General features: G+C 63.6%; 12 protein-coding genes. 9 read left to right on the forward strand and 3 right to left on the reverse strand.

What is annotated here, in order from left to right:
- The 9 genes from ACN9MO_RS27085 (at window position 1) to ACN9MO_RS27125 (ending at window position 10,778) form a co-directional block, all read left to right on the forward strand.
- Window positions 1–1,197, forward strand: a complete 1,197-nt coding sequence (locus ACN9MO_RS27085) for an acyl-CoA dehydrogenase family protein (protein ID WP_113132546.1) — start codon at window positions 1–3, stop codon at window positions 1,195–1,197.
- 17 nt (window positions 1,198–1,214) lie between these two features.
- A complete protein-coding gene (locus tag ACN9MO_RS27090; protein WP_113132617.1) occupies window positions 1,215–2,402 on the forward strand; it encodes an acyl-CoA dehydrogenase in 1,188 nt (395 codons plus the stop codon).
- Window positions 2,403–2,409: 7 nt separating this feature from the next.
- On the forward strand, window positions 2,410–2,841 hold the full coding sequence (locus ACN9MO_RS27095; protein ID WP_113132616.1) for an acyl-CoA thioesterase: 432 nt from the start codon (window positions 2,410–2,412) through the stop codon (window positions 2,839–2,841).
- Window positions 2,819–3,214 carry a RidA family protein gene (locus tag ACN9MO_RS27100; protein ID WP_057255217.1) on the forward strand — a complete coding sequence of 132 codons (396 nt, stop codon included), beginning with the start codon at window positions 2,819–2,821 and terminating at the stop codon, window positions 3,212–3,214. Before ACN9MO_RS27095 ends, ACN9MO_RS27100 begins: the two co-directional genes overlap by 23 nt.
- A 10-nt stretch (window positions 3,215–3,224) precedes the next feature.
- Window positions 3,225–5,207, forward strand: coding sequence for a 3-hydroxyacyl-CoA dehydrogenase NAD-binding domain-containing protein (locus ACN9MO_RS27105; protein ID WP_113132545.1), 1,983 nt, complete (start codon window positions 3,225–3,227; stop codon window positions 5,205–5,207).
- On the forward strand, window positions 5,200–6,402 hold the full coding sequence (gene pcaF, locus ACN9MO_RS27110) for a 3-oxoadipyl-CoA thiolase (protein WP_057255215.1): 1,203 nt from the start codon (window positions 5,200–5,202) through the stop codon (window positions 6,400–6,402). The genes ACN9MO_RS27105 and pcaF overlap by 8 nt, the downstream gene beginning before the upstream one ends.
- A gap of 242 nt (window positions 6,403–6,644) precedes the next feature.
- On the forward strand, window positions 6,645–8,084 hold the full coding sequence (locus ACN9MO_RS27115) for an NAD-dependent succinate-semialdehyde dehydrogenase (protein WP_113132544.1): 1,440 nt from the start codon (window positions 6,645–6,647) through the stop codon (window positions 8,082–8,084).
- Window positions 8,085–8,249: 165 nt separating this feature from the next.
- Window positions 8,250–8,372, forward strand: a complete 123-nt coding sequence (locus ACN9MO_RS27120) for a hypothetical protein (RefSeq protein WP_255571072.1) — start codon at window positions 8,250–8,252, stop codon at window positions 8,370–8,372.
- 336 nt (window positions 8,373–8,708) lie between these two features.
- Complete coding sequence (locus tag ACN9MO_RS27125; RefSeq protein ID WP_057255213.1) at window positions 8,709–10,778, forward strand: ATP-dependent helicase; 2,070 nt, start codon at window positions 8,709–8,711, stop codon at window positions 10,776–10,778.
- A gap of 130 nt (window positions 10,779–10,908) precedes the next feature.
- Here the strand turns inward: ACN9MO_RS27125 and ACN9MO_RS27130 are convergent, their stop codons facing one another.
- Genes ACN9MO_RS27130 through ACN9MO_RS27140 form a run of 3 tightly spaced genes read right to left on the reverse strand, consistent with a single transcriptional unit; the run spans window position 10,909 to window position 13,661 of the window.
- A complete protein-coding gene (locus tag ACN9MO_RS27130; RefSeq protein ID WP_112996503.1) occupies window positions 10,909–11,685 on the reverse strand; it encodes an SDR family oxidoreductase in 777 nt (258 codons plus the stop codon).
- A gap of 11 nt (window positions 11,686–11,696) precedes the next feature.
- Window positions 11,697–12,845, reverse strand: a complete 1,149-nt coding sequence (gene dgoD, locus ACN9MO_RS27135) for a galactonate dehydratase (protein WP_425987159.1) — start codon at window positions 12,843–12,845, stop codon at window positions 11,697–11,699.
- Window positions 12,846–12,899: 54 nt separating this feature from the next.
- Window positions 12,900–13,661, reverse strand: coding sequence for a FadR/GntR family transcriptional regulator (locus ACN9MO_RS27140; RefSeq protein ID WP_057255538.1), 762 nt, complete (start codon window positions 13,659–13,661; stop codon window positions 12,900–12,902).
- Window positions 13,662–13,667 lie beyond the last annotated feature (6 nt).

Genomic DNA, 13,667 nt, shown 5'->3' on the forward strand with positions numbered 1-13,667 from the left:
ATGAGTTCCCGTGACACGGCTTTGCGCCCACCAACCCGCGACCATCTCGACTGGCCGTTCTTCGACGATGGTCATCGTGCGTTTGCTACGGAGCTGGATGACTTCGTATCCCGTGGCGGCCTCGGCGAGATCGATCACGCAAATGCCGATGCCGCGTGCAAACACCTCGTCAGCGCCCTTGGCGCCGCAGGCGTGCTTCGCCATTGCGTGCCGAAAGCATTTGGCGGCGCAAGCGAGGAGATCGATAGCCGGTCGCTCTGCCTCATCCGCGAAACGCTTGCCTATACCGACGGTCTTGCCGATTTCGCCTTCGCCATGCAGGGGCTTGGCACCGGCGCGATCAGCCTTTCCGGTTCCGAGGCACTGAAGCAGGCCGTCCTGCCCAAGGTCAGCCGCGGCGAGTGGATTTCCGCCTTTGCGCTTTCCGAACCCGAGGCTGGCTCGGATGTCGCAGCGATGGCCTGTGGTGCGCGACGCGAGGGCGATCATTTCGTGCTCGATGGCGAGAAAACCTGGATCTCGAACGGCGGCATCGCCGACGTCTACACCGTCTTTGCCCGCACCGGCGAAGCGCCCGGCACGCGCGGCATTTCCGCCTTTGTGGTCTTCGCCGACACGCCGGGTTTCACGATCGCCGAGCGCATCGAGACCATTGCGCCGCATCCGCTTGCCCGGCTTCGCTTCGACAATTGCCGCATCCCGGCGTCGCAGCTTCTCGGAAGCCCCGGCGAAGGCTTCAAGATCGCCATGCGCACGCTCGACATCTTCCGCCCCTCCGTCGCGGCCGCCGCAACAGGCTTTGCCCGCCGGGCGCTCGACGAGGCAGTGGCGCATGCAAAGAACCGCAAGATGTTCGGCGCAACCCTTGCCGATTTGCCGACAGCGCAAAGCACGCTCGGCGAGATGGCGACTGCGATCGACGCCGCCGCCCTTCTGACCTGCCGCACGGCATGGCAGCGCGACGTGCAGAAGCGGCCGACCACGCGGGAAGCGGCCATGGCCAAGATGACGGCGACCGAGAATGCACAATGGGTCATCGACCAGGCGCTGCAGCTCTTCGGCGGCCGCGGCGTGCGCGTCGGCGAAATCACCGAACGGCTCTATCGTGAGATCCGGGCACTGCGGATCTACGAGGGCGCGACCGAGGTTCAAAAGCTCATCATCGGCCGCGAGCTGATGAAAGGTACGGGACGATAACGAGGGGGATGTCGAACATGCATGGTTCGAAGGCGTCATTCGACTGGCAGGATCCATTCAACCTGGATGCGCAGTTGACCGAAGAAGAACGCATGGTGCGGCGCACCGCGCAAGGTTTTGCCGAAGACCGACTGGCGCCGCGCGTGCAGGAGGCCTTCCGCCACGAGAAGACCGATCCGTCGATTTTCGCCGAGATGGGCGAACTCGGCCTGCTCGGACCGATGGTCTCCGAGGAACACGGCGGCGCGGGCCTCAACTACGTCTCCTACGGTCTGATCGCCCGCGAAGTAGAACGCATCGACAGCGGCTACCGCTCGATGATGAGCGTCCAGTCTTCCCTGGTGATCGTGCCGATCTATACCTTCGGCAGCGAGGACCAGAAACGCAAATACCTGCCGGGACTGATTGCCGGCACGAAAATCGGCTGCTTCGGTCTCACCGAGCCCGATCATGGTTCCGATCCCGGCTCGATGATCACCAAGGCCACCAAGGTCGATGGCGGCTATCTGCTTTCCGGCTCCAAGACCTGGATCTCCAATGCGCCGATCGCCGACGTCTTCGTCGTCTGGGCGAAGACCGCGGATGGTCTGATCCGCGGCTTCATCCTCGAAAAGGGATGGAAGGGGCTCAGCGCGCCGGCGATCCACGGCAAGGTGGGTCTCAGGGCATCGATTACCGGCCAGATCGTCATGGACGAGGTGTTCGTGCCGGAAGAAAACATGCTGCCCGATGTGACCGGGCTGAAGGGCCCCTTCACCTGCCTCAACTCCGCGCGCTTCGGCATCGCCTGGGGCGCCCTCGGTGCGGCTGAGTCCTGCTACGAGACGGCACGGCAATACGTCATCGACCGCAAGCAGTTCGGCCGGCCGCTCGCCGCCAACCAGCTGATCCAAAAGAAACTGGCGGACATGGCGACGGAAATTGCCCTTGGCCTGCAGGGATGCCTGCGCCTCGGACGCATGAAGGACGAAGGCAACCCGCCGGTCGAGCTGACCTCGATCCTCAAGCGGAATTCCTGCGGCAAGGCACTGGAAATCGCCCGGACTGCCCGTGACATGCTCGGCGGCAACGGCATTTCGGACGAGTTTCCGGTGGCCCGCCATCTCGTCAACCTCGAAGTGGTCAACACCTACGAAGGCACGCACGACATCCACGCTCTGATCCTCGGTCGTGCCATCACCGGCATCGCCGCCTTCGCGAACTGAGATCGAGATCATGTTTAGGGCCAATAGACCGCTGCGCTTTGGAGACTGCGACCCCTCGGGCATCGCCTATTTCCCGTCCTACCTCAACATTCTCGTCGGGGTGACGGAGGACTTCTTCGCGTCGCTCGGCTTTCCCTGGAAGACGATGAACGACGGGCTGCGGATCGGCGTGCCGACCGTGCGCCTCGATCTCACCTTCACTCGCCCGGGCTTTCAGGGCGACGAACTTGATTTCACGCTCAAGGTCCACGGCATCGGTCGGTCGTCGCTCGACATGGAGCATACGGTCTCGGCAAGGGACACGGTGCTCTGGACGGCGAAACAGCGCGTCGTCGCCACCTCGCTCGACAATCACGCTTCACTGGCATGGCCGGACGACATCCGCGCTGCGCTGACACAACACCTGGAGACGACCGATGCACACCATCCTGCAACCTGAAGGCTGGGCAAAGCCCATCGGCTACGCCAACGGCGTGGCTGCAACGGGCCGCACCGTTTTTGTCGGCGGCCAGATCGGCTGGAATGCGCAATCCGAGTTTGAGACCGACGATTTCGTCGAGCAGGTGCGCCAGACGCTGAAGAACGTCGTCGCTGTGCTCGCTGCCGGCGGCGCGGAGCCGCAACACATCACCACGATGACCTGGTACTTCACCGACAAGCAGGAATATATCGGCAATCTGCGCGGCATCGGCCAGGCCTATCGCGAGATCATCGGCCGGCATTTCCCGGCCATGGCGGCGATGCAGGTCGTGGCGCTGGTCGAGGACCGCGCAAAGATCGAGATCCAGGCCACGGCCGTCATCCCCGACTGAGGCTGCCACCATGTCCGAGGTCCGATTTTCTGAGAGCGTATCCGCTCGTATTGAAGGCGGCGTTCTGGTCGTCACCATCGACAATCCGCCCGTGAACGCGCTCTCTGCCCATGTCCGCTCCCGCCTGATGGCGGCGCTCGACGATGCGGCCAGTCTCCCGACGATTAGCGGCGTGGTCATCACGGGCGCCGGCAGCACCTTTATCGGTGGCGCCGACATCAGGGAGTTCGGCAAACCACCGGTCGAACCGACGCTTCCGGACGTGATCGAGCGCATCGAGACCTTCGACAAGCCTGTCATCTCCGCAGTGAATGGCGCCGCCCTTGGCGGCGGCTGCGAACTCGCGCTCGCCTGCCATGGCCGCGTCGCCGGCGAGAAGGCATCATTCGGCCTCCCCGAAGTCAAACTCGGCCTCGTCCCGGGCGCAGGCGGGACGCAGCGCCTGCCGCGTCTGACCGGTATCGTCGTGGCGATAGACCTCATCGGAACCGGGCGTGCCGTTAAGGCCGCCGAAGCTGTGACGCTTGGCCTTGCCGACAGCGTTGCCGCCGATCCCGTAGGTGCCGCACTGGCTTTCGTGCAGGAACGCGCTGCCAAACCGCTCCACCGGACCGGCATGATCGCCGTTCCGCCGGCGGACGCCGCAGCCGTGGACGTCGCTGCAGCCAAGGTTCTGGCGAAAGCCCGCGGCCAAGCCGCCCCCGCAGAGGCCGTTCGCCTCGTCAAGGCAGCTGGCGAACTCGATTTGAAACAAGGCCTGAGCGAGGAACGCGCGGCCTTCCTGCGTTTGCGCGATTCCACCGAGTCCGCTGCGCTCAGATACGTGTTTTTTGCCGAGCGTGCCGCCGGCAAGGTCGAGGGGCTCGACAAGGTATCGCCGCGCAGGATCGAGACCGTCGGTGTCGTCGGCACCGGGTTGATGGGTTCCGGCATCGCCGTCTCCGCCTTGACCTCCGGCTATCGCGTGGTCGCGCTGGAGCAGACGGAAGAAGCCGCCGCCAGCGGGCGGGCACGTATCGCCGAGACCCTCGACAAGACCCTGCGCTCCGGACGGCTGACTGCGGCCGGCCGCGACGACTGCCTCGCGCGACTGCAGACGACCGCGGAGGCCGGAGACCTCGCGAAAGCCGACCTCGTCATCGAAGCGGTCTTCGATGACCTTCAGGTCAAGACGCAGCTGTTTCAGAGGCTCGACGGCATCGTCGCACCCGGCGCCATCCTCGCGACCAATACGAGCTACCTCGATCCCGATGCGATTGCCGCCGCGGCAGCCGATCCGTCGCGGGTCGTAGGCTTGCATTTCTTCTCGCCCGCCAACGTCATGCGGCTTGTCGAAGTCGTCAACTGCGCCAAGACCACACCTGACGTGCTGGCGAGCGCGCTTGCCTTCGTCAAACGTCTCGGCAAGCTGCCCGTCGTCTCAGGCGTCACCGAAGGCTTCATCGGCAACCGAGTTTTCTCCGCCTATCGCCGCGAGGCGGAGTTCATGCTGGAGGATGGGGCACTGCCTGAGCAGATCGACGCCGCGCTCGAGGCCTATGGTTTTCCGATGGGTATCTTCGCCGTCAATGACATGGCCGGGCTCGATATCGCCTGGGCGCGCCGCAAGCGACAGGCTGCGACGCGGGATCCCGCTGCCCGTTATGTCGAAATCGCCGACAGGCTTTGCGAAGCGGGGCGTCTCGGGCGCAAGAGCGGCCGCGGCTGGTACGCCTATCCCGATGGCAAGCGGACCGTCGATCCCGAGGTCACTGCGATCATCGACACCGCAAGGGCGGTGAAGAACATCACGCCGCGCGATTTCACCGCGGACGAGATCATGAGCCGGCTTCTGAAAGCGATGGCCGACGAGGGAACGGCCCTGCTGGCGGAAGGCATTGCCGCACGTCCCGGCGACATCGATCTGGTGCTGATCAACGGCTACGGCTTTCCCGCGCATAAGGGCGGGCCGATGTTTACAGCCGAGCAAAGCAAGGACAAATCCCATGGGTGAAGCCTATATCGTCGGCGGCGTCCGCACGCCCATCGGTCGCTATGGCGGCGCGCTGTCGAGCGCGCGCCCGGACGATCTTGCCGCCCACGTGATCCGCGAGGCGCTGGCGCGCGTTTCGTCCGTTCCGACTGAGGCGATCGATGAGGTTGTTCTTGGCTGCGCCAACCAGGCGGGCGAAGACAACCGCAACGTCGCGCGCATGGCCGCCTTGCTCGCCGGGTTGCCCGAGACGGCAGCCGGAACGACGATCAACCGGCTCTGCGGTTCCGGGCTGGACGCCGTCGGCTACGCCGCCCGCGCGATCCGACTGGGTGAAGCCGAGATTATCGTCGCCGGCGGCGTCGAGAGCATGTCGCGCGCGCCCTTCGTCATGCCCAAGGCCGAAAGCCCGTTCCAGCGCAGCACTGAAATCCATGACACGACGATCGGCTGGCGCTTCGTCAATCCTGTCATGAAAACCCAATACGGCATCGACTCCATGCCGGAGACCGCCGAAAACGTCGCGACCGAGTTTTCCATCTCGCGCGAAGACCAGGACGGCTTTGCACTGCGCAGCCAGGCCCGGGCGGCCACTGCGCAAAAGAGCGGGCGTTTCGCCCGCGAAATCGCCCCTTATGCGATCAAGGCACGCAAGGGCGAGACGACATGCGTCGAGCAAGACGAGCACCCGCGCGAAACGACCATCGAGAAGCTCGCCAGTCTGCCGACACCGTTCCGCGCCAACGGCACGGTAACGGCCGGCAACGCCTCCGGCGTCAACGACGGCGCGGCTGCCCTCATCCTTGCCTCCGGCCAAGCGGTCGAACGCTACGGTCTAAAGCCTCTCGCCCGGGTCGACGGAATGGCAACGGCGGGTGTTCCGCCACGCATCATGGGCATCGGCCCTGTGTTTTCGACCCGCAAGCTCCTGGAGCGCCTCCGTCTTGATATCGGCGACATCGATATCGTCGAACTGAACGAAGCCTTCGCGGCACAGGCGCTCGCCTGCATGCGGCAGCTCGGACTTGCCGACGATGCGTCCCACGTCAATCCGAATGGCGGCGCCATCGCGCTCGGCCATCCGCTTGGCATGTCAGGAGCACGCCTGGCGCTGACGGCAGCATTGGAGCTTGAGGAGCACGGTGCGAAGCGTGCGATCGCCACCATGTGCATCGGCGTCGGACAGGGCATCTCGATGCTGCTGACGCGGCCGTGAATTCCGCCTGCTGGAAGGATCAATGTTCAAGGTCTGGCGCGATCGCCAGAGCACATCATCGCGGGTAGCCCCCATCCCCCATCGCCATCGGGCTTCAAACCCGACACGCCTATTCCTGACAAATCGCGTCTTGATATTGCCGGCGGAAGCGCCCAACTGATCGGCATCGCGCTCCTTCGCACTTTCCTCACCGGCGCGTCCTGCACTCGAAGCGATAGACGTCAATCTTCAAAGGTTCCCCCATGACCCAGTATCCCGATATCCTCCTTCATATCGACGGCACCTGGCGGCCGGCGCGCGCGGGCAAGACCATTCCCGTCATCGACCCTGCCACCGAGGAAACGATTGGCCAGGTGGCCTGGGCAGAAGTGGCGGATCTGGATGAAGCGCTGAACGCCGCCCAAAAAGGTTTCCAAGTCTGGCGTGCGACCTCGGCTTTCGACCGGGCAAAGGTCATGCGAACGGCAGCGGCGCTGCTGCGCGAGCGTGTCGGCGACATCGCCTGGCTGATGACGCGGGAACAGGGCAAGCCGCTGGCCCAGTCCAAGGGCGAAATCCTCAGCGCCGCCGAAATCATCGAGTGGTTTGCCGAGGAGGGAAAGCGCGCCTATGGCCAGATCATTCCGCCGCGCACGCCCGATGTCACCCAGATGACCGTCAAGCTGCCCGTCGGCCCGGTCGCCGCTTTCACGCCCTGGAATTTCCCGATCAACCAGGTCGTACGCAAGCTGTCCGCCGCGCTGACCACCGGGTGCTCGATCATCGTGAAGGCACCCGAGGAAACACCGGCATCGCCGGCCGAACTGATCCGGTGCTTCGTCGATGCTGGTATTCCCGCAGGCGTCGTCAACCTCGTCTATGGCGTGCCGGCGGTCATCTCGGAGTATCTGATCTCGCATCCGGTAATCCGCAAGATGTCCTTCACCGGCTCGACCCCGGTCGGCAAGATGCTGGCGGCACTCGCCGGCCAGCACATGAAGCGCGCGACGATGGAACTCGGCGGCCATGCCCCTGTCATCGTCACCGAGGACGCCGACATCGAGCAGGCCGTCGCGATCATGTCCGGCAGCAAGTATCGCAACGCCGGTCAGGTCTGCGTGTCGCCGACCCGCTTCCTGGTCCAGGAACGGGTGGCAGACCAGTTCCTTGAAGGTTTTGTCGCCGCATCGCGGAAGATCAAGGTCGGTAACGGCCTCGAGACTGGCATCGACATGGGGCCGCTGGCCAATGAGCGGCGCATCCCCGCGATCGAAAGCCTGGTCGCCGATGCCGTGGAGCATGGCGGCCGGCTGGCAATCGGCGGTCATCGTATCGGCAACCGGGGCTATTTCTTCGAGCCGACGGTGCTTGCCGACGTGCCGGTCAGCGCCCGTATCATGAATGACGAACCCTTCGGTCCCGTCTCCATCATCAACCGCTTCAACGAGCTCGATGAGGCGATCAATGAGGCCAACCGCCTGCCGTTCGGGCTTGCGGCTTACGCCTTCACCGGCTCCGAGCGAAGCGCCCATCGCCTCGCAAGCGAAGTCGAGAGCGGAATGATCTCCATCAACCATCTCGGCCTGGCGCTACCGGAGGTGCCCTTCGGCGGTATTAAGGATTCCGGCTACGGCACGGAAGGCGGCTCCGAGGCGATCGAAGCCTATCTGGAAACCCGCTTCGTCACGCGCAAGAGCGTGTAACCGCTCATTCCACTCCCGCGCGCGCCCGGCGCGCGCGGGAGATGCTGCTTGTCACTCACCAAGGGCACCAGCTCGACCCGCAGAAGTAGCAATCGCAAATTTACTCCCCTGTTACGAAGTTTGCCCACCATCGGACCCATGGCATGATGCCTATGGGAGAGCACGATGGGTTACGATTGGGATGGCGCACGCGGGCGCCGCATGAAGATCGCACGATTTGGCACGGCCGTCGCTCTGGCAACCTTGTTGGTGTCGGTCGCTGCGCAGGTCGTGGCCCGGGCAATCTAAACACCGACGGGTTGGCTTGTTCGGCGCACCGAAGGCCAGGTCGAAGGTTTCCGAACACAGTGACCAATAGCCCCCGGATCTGCTTCTCGAGATCGAAAATTCGGCCGTCCACGGCTCCGCTCCTCGATGTTCCGGATATTCTGCGGCATAGCAGCCTGTGAAAGCCCGGCCAGCCGGGTTTCCAGCGGCAATCGAAGCTGATACGTTCCATTTTTGTTCCGAGTCATCTGCTTCGGGCGAAGAGTTTGACGCCGTGAAGCGGAATCCGTGAATTCTTTCAAGGAGATGAAACGGAACGAAGATTTTGGGAATCTTGCTGACAACGCTTGGACACGTATGAGCGCCGCCTATCTCGAAAAGCTGAATGACCGCCAGCGCCAGGCGGTGGTGCATGGTGTGGGATTGCCGCAAGGCCAGGTCGGCGGCCCTTTGCTGATTATTGCCGGCGCCGGGTCGGGCAAGACGAACACGCTCGCCCACAGGGTGGGGCATCTGATCGTCAATGGTGCCGATCCGCGTCGCATTCTGCTGATGACCTTTTCCCGCCGTGCCGCCGCTGAAATGACGCGCCGGGTCGGACGCATCTGCCGCCAGGTGCTCGGCGACAATGCCGCCGTCATGACGGATGCACTTTCCTGGGCCGGCACGTTCCACGGGATCGGCGCGCGGATCCTTAGGATCTATGCCGAACAGATCGGCCTTGGCGCGGATTTCACCATCCATGATCGCGAAGACAGCGCCGATCTCATGAACCTCGTCCGCCACGAGCTCGGCTTCTCCAAGATGGAAAGCCGCTTCCCGACAAAGGGCACGTGCCTTGCGATCTATTCGCGCGTCGTGAACTCGGAAAGCTCGATCATCGACGTCTTGAAGACCGCGTATCCCTGGGCTGTGAGCTGGGAACAGCAATTGAAGGAACTGTTTGCCGGCTATGTCGAGGCAAAGCAGGCGCAAAGCGTGCTCGATTACGACGATCTCCTTCTCTACTGGGCCCAGATGGTTTCCGACGCGGAGCTGGCGCAGGATATCAGCAGTCGTTTCGATCATATCCTGGTCGACGAATATCAGGACACGAACCGCCTTCAGGCCTCGATCCTGCTATCGCTCAAGCCCGAGGGCCAAGGCCTGACCGTCGTTGGAGACGACGCCCAGTCGATCTATTCCTTCCGGGCCGCGACGGTCCGCAATATCCTCGATTTCCCGAATGCGTTTTCGCCGGAACCCGCCGACGTCATCACGCTCGATCAAAACTATCGCTCGACGCAGCCGATCCTCGCTGCCGCCAACGGCGTCATCGGGCTTGCGCGGGAACGGTTCACCAAGAACCTCTGGACGGACAGGCAGTCCGAGCAGCGCCCGCAGCTTGTCACCGTCAAGGACGAGGCGGACCAGGCCGCCTATATCGTGGAGCAGGTTCTCGCCAACCGCGAGGTCGGCATAGCCCTGAAGCAGCAGGCGGTGCTGTTTCGCTCCGCCAACCACAGCGGCACGCTCGAAGTCGAGCTCACCCGTCGCAACATTCCCTTCGTGAAATTCGGCGGTCTCAAGTTCCTTGACAGCGCCCATGTCAAGGATCTGCTGGCAACCTTGCGTTTCGCGCAGAACCCGCGTGACCGCGTCGCCGGCTTCCGGCTGTTGCAGATGCTGCCCGGGATCGGCCCGCAGACGGCAGGCAAAATCCTAGACGCGATCGCCGCCGATCCGGAACCGCTCGCAGCGCTCGCGGAAATTCCAGCGCCACCCAAGACCGGGGAGGATTGGGCGAGCTTCGTTGATCTCGTTTCCGCTCTGCGGAAAGCCGACGCGGGATGGCCGGGAGAAATCGCGACGGCGCGCGCCTGGTACGAACCGCATCTCGACCGCATCCACGAAGACGCCGAAACGCGCAAGGCCGACCTCGTGCAACTCGAGCAGATCGCCGGCGGCTACCAGAACCGCGAGCGTTTCCTGACCGAACTGACGCTCGATCCGCCGGATGCCACCAGCGACCAGGCAGGCGTGCCCCTGCTCGACGAGGACTACCTGATCCTGTCGACCATTCATTCTGCCAAGGGACAGGAATGGCGCTCGGTCTTCATGCTCAATGTCGTCGACGGCTGCATCCCGTCCGATCTTGGTGTCGGCACAACCGCCGAACTCGAAGAGGAGCGGCGACTGCTTTATGTCGGCATGACCCGGGCGCGCGACCACCTGGCGCTGGTGACGCCGCAAAGGTTCTTCACCTACGGCCAGAACAGCCAAGGCGACCGGCATGTCTACGCATCGCGGACCCGCTTCATTCCGGCGACGCTGCTGCAGTTCTTCGAGACGACGAACTGGCCGAAGATTTCGGCGGCCGTCGGCGAACGCAGCGCCAAGCAGATCCGCATCGATGTCGGCGCCCGGATGCGTTCCATGTGGAAGTGAGGATGGGTCGCGGCCGTGATGCTTCGGTCTCCGAACCGCCTGGTGCCCAGCGCCGTTCCAATGAAAAAGGATGCTCTACCCGTCTGCTGTAGCAGAGATCGCCATACAGGCGCGCGCATCAGCCGACGGTTTAGGGATGATGCAGCACGCTCACCCCGCCATCGACCGTCAGGCAGGTGGCGTTCATGAAGGGGCATTCGTCCGAAATCATGAAGAGGGCGGCCTTGGCGATTTCCTCCGGCGTCGCAATGCGACCGCCGGGATGAAGCTTCATCGTTTCGGCTTCCGCCGCGGCCGGGTCGGGAAATGAGTTCCAGTATTCCACGGCTTTCTGCGTGCGCACGTAGCCGGGTGCCAGCGCATTCACCCGCAAGCCCTGCCCGGCATATTCCAGCCCCAGCGCCTTGGTCATGCCGAGAAGCGCATGTTTGGCGACGGGATAGGGGAAGGTGTGCGGGATGATGGTGAAGGCGTGGGTCGAGGCGATGTTGAGGATGACGCCGCCACCCGCAGCGATCATGCCCGGCAGCACGGCCTTGCTGCAGTTCCATGCGCCCTTGAGGTTGATGTCGAAGCAGCGCTGCCAGTCGGCATCCGAGAGTTTCAGCGGCTCGAAGAAGACGTTGACGCCGGCATTGTTGACCAGCGCGTTCGGCTGGCCGATCTCGCGGCTGGCCGTGGCAATCGCGTGTTCGATGGCATCCGCATCCGTGATGTCGGTCGTGGTGTAGCCGATCTTTCCGCCGGTCGCACGGAGCCGTTCGGCCTCGGTCGCCAGCAGACCGCCATCACGATCGATGAGGTAGAGGCTCGCGCCTTCCGCAAGGAAGGTCTCGGCAATAGCAAGGCCGATGCCTTGAGCCGCCCCAGTGATGACGACGCGCTTTCCTTCGAGACGACCCGCCATGTCCGCGCTCCTCACCACTCGGCGACGCTGCCGTCGGCATGGCGCCAGATCGGGTTGCGCCAGCGATGGCCTTCCTTCGCGCGTTCGATGACATATTGCTCGTCCACCTCAATGCCGAGGCCCGGTCCCTGCGGGATCGACACGAAGCCGTCTGCGTAATGGAAGACTTCCTTGTTGGAGATGTAGTCGAGGACGTCGTTGCCCGTATTGTAATGGATGCCCAGGCTCTGCTCCTGGATGAAGGCGTTGTAGCTGACGGCGTCGACCTGAAGGCAGGCGGCGAGCGCGATCGGTCCGAGCGGGCAATGCGGCGCCAGTGCCACGTCGTAGGCTTCCGCCATCGACGCGATCTTGCGGCACTCGGTGATGCCGCCGGCATGCGACAGATCCGGCTGCAGGATGTCGGCATAGCCGTCTGAAAGCACCGACTTGAAATCCCAGCGCGAATAGAGCCTTTCGCCGAGCGCGATCGGCGTCGAGCAATGGTTGGCGATTTCCTTCAGTGCCTCGCGGTTTTCCGAAAGCACCGGTTCTTCGATGAACATCAGGTTGAAGGGCTGCAGTTCCTTCGCCAGCACCTTGGCCATCGGCCGATGCACGCGACCGTGGAAATCGACGCCGATGCCGATATGCGGGCCGATCGCCTCGCGGATCGTTGCGATGGTCTCGACCGCCTTCTCCACCTTCTCCCAGGTGTCGACGATCTGCATCTCCTCGCAACCATTGAGCTTGATCGCCTTGAAGCCGCGGGCAACGACATCGCGCGCATTGTTGGCGACGTCGGACGGACGGTCGCCGCCGATCCAGGAATAGACCTTGATGCGGTCACGCACCTGTCCGCCGAGCAGCGCGTGGATTGGCTGGCCGTAGGCCTTGCCCTTGATGTCCCAGAGCGCCTGGTCGATGCCGGCAAGTGCCGACATATGGACCGCCCCCCCGCGATAGAAGCCGCCGCGATACATGACCTGCCAATGGTCTTCGATCAGCAGCGGATCCTTGCCGATCAGGTAGTCCGAGAGCTCGTTAACCGCGGCTTCCACCGTCAGGGCTCGACCTTCGACGACCGGCTCGCCCCAGCCGACGATGCCCTCGTCCGTCTCGATCTTCAGAAACAGCCAGCGTGGCGGAACGATATAGGTGGTGAGCTTGGTGATTTTCATGGTGCGATATCCGCTGGGTGCAACGAGGCGGCGATGGCCGCTTCAGAGAGGATTTCAGCCCGCCGTATGGGCGGGTCGGTGACGTTCGACGGCAAGCTTGAGGTCGCGCGCCGCAAGGTCGAGCATGCGCATCGAACAGTCGCGCGCCCGCGCCTTGTCGCGCAGGCGCAGCGCCTCGACCAGTTCGCCGTGAATGTCGACGGCTTCGTCACGGCGATCGGCGACTTCGTTGGAGGCGTGCAGCGAGAACTTCAGCGCCGCCTGGATAATGCCGACGAGTTGCAAGAAGACCTGGTTGTGGCTGGCCTTGAGCAGGCATGTGTGAAAGGCGACGTCGGCATCGGTGAAACCAACGAGATCGCGCTCGCCGTCACGCATCGCCTGCCAGGCGCGTTCGAGATCGGCGATTTCCTGAACGGTGGCGCGTTCGGCGGCAAACTCCGCCGCCGCTGGCTCGATCGCCCGGCGGGCTTCCAGAATGCAGTTCAAGAGGTCGAACTCGAAGATGCGCTCGCCGATCCATTCAAGCACCTGCGAATCAAGAATGTTCCATTCGTCCTTGTTGCAGACGACGGTGCCGACCCGGGAACGTCCACGGACCATTCCCTTTGATTCAAGCACCTTCAGCGTTTCGCGAATGACGGTTCGGCTGACGCCATAGCGTTCGCAAAGATCGTTCTCACGCGGCAGATAGGAGCCGACCGGAAAAACGTCGGCGCAGATGTCCGAAGCGATTGCGCGCGTCACGTTCTTCTGGACGCGTGGGCGGCGCTGGCCGCGTTCCTCAATGGCACTCTGGTGCTGCTGTTCTTCCACCGCCAT

This window comes from Ensifer sp. R-19 (assembly GCF_049905105.1).
Lineage (GTDB): Bacteria > Pseudomonadota > Alphaproteobacteria > Rhizobiales > Rhizobiaceae > Ensifer.